At 32.3% G+C, this 857-nt stretch carries 1 protein-coding gene; it reads left to right on the top strand.

What is annotated here, in order from left to right:
- The first annotated feature begins 286 nt into the window (after positions 1 to 286).
- On the top strand, positions 287 to 640 hold the full coding sequence (locus ACFQZ1_RS13520) for an SdpI family protein (protein WP_377882715.1): 354 nt from the start codon (positions 287 to 289) through the stop codon (positions 638 to 640).
- The last annotated feature ends 217 nt before the right edge of the window (positions 641 to 857 follow it).

The following is an 857-nucleotide window of genomic DNA, read 5'->3' as shown; positions in this document are numbered from 1 at the left end:
TTATCTAACCGAAGATTGCACTTCTAATTGCAAATGTTATTTCCTCCCCTTCATTTTGGAGAGGGAATTTGCTTTGTTTCCGATAACAAGAATTATGTGAACACAAAAGTCCCACAGTTAAACAATCTGGGGGACTTTTAATAGTCTCTTAAATACATTGAATCCCGATAATGTTACGTTATGTTAACCGTGCATGTATAGGATATACATGTCTGTTTTTAATTTTATCTAAAGGATTTTAAGTGTAAATTGAAGTATATATATATTATTAAAGGAGAGTGAGAACTTGGCTGAACGCATTATTTGTTTAAGTATTCCTGCTTTTATTATCATTATTTCGTTCCTTTGCCCTTTGTTTGCTAAAAGAGAACCTAATCTATTTATAGGATACAGGACTTGGCGTTCTATGGGGTCAAAAGAAGGTTGGATAAAAGGCAATTTACAGTTTGGAAAATATCTATTTAGAATTGGCTGTATATATTTCTTTTTTACAATCGGAATCGTATCTTTTTTAAAACCTTATACAGGACAAATGATTATAGCAACAATGATTGGTATGGTTTTTACTTTTGGTTTATCTATGTACCTAACAGAGAAATTTTTAAAAGGTATAGGCATAAGTAAATACAATAATTTTTAAAAATTATACATATAATTCACTTCCAATAACGAATTTTACGTCAACTAGCTTCTTTTGTAGAGGCTAGTTTTTTTGCTTAGCATGGGTTTTTTCCGAAATGCTGGCGGTACCCCAGAGTAAATTAGCAATGAACTTGGGTGTTTTTGCCCGTTCTCCCGAGGGATGGGCAAAAACATCCTATTTAAGTTAGCTGCTTAACCTCAAGGTTAATAGGATA

This window comes from Bacillus sp. CGMCC 1.60114 (genome assembly GCF_042676365.1).
Classification (GTDB): domain Bacteria; phylum Bacillota; class Bacilli; order Bacillales; family Bacillaceae_G; genus Bacillus_A; species Bacillus_A rhizoplanae_A.
Note: the sequence above shows the minus strand (reverse complement) of the source record. Positions and strands in the feature narration are given on the sequence as shown.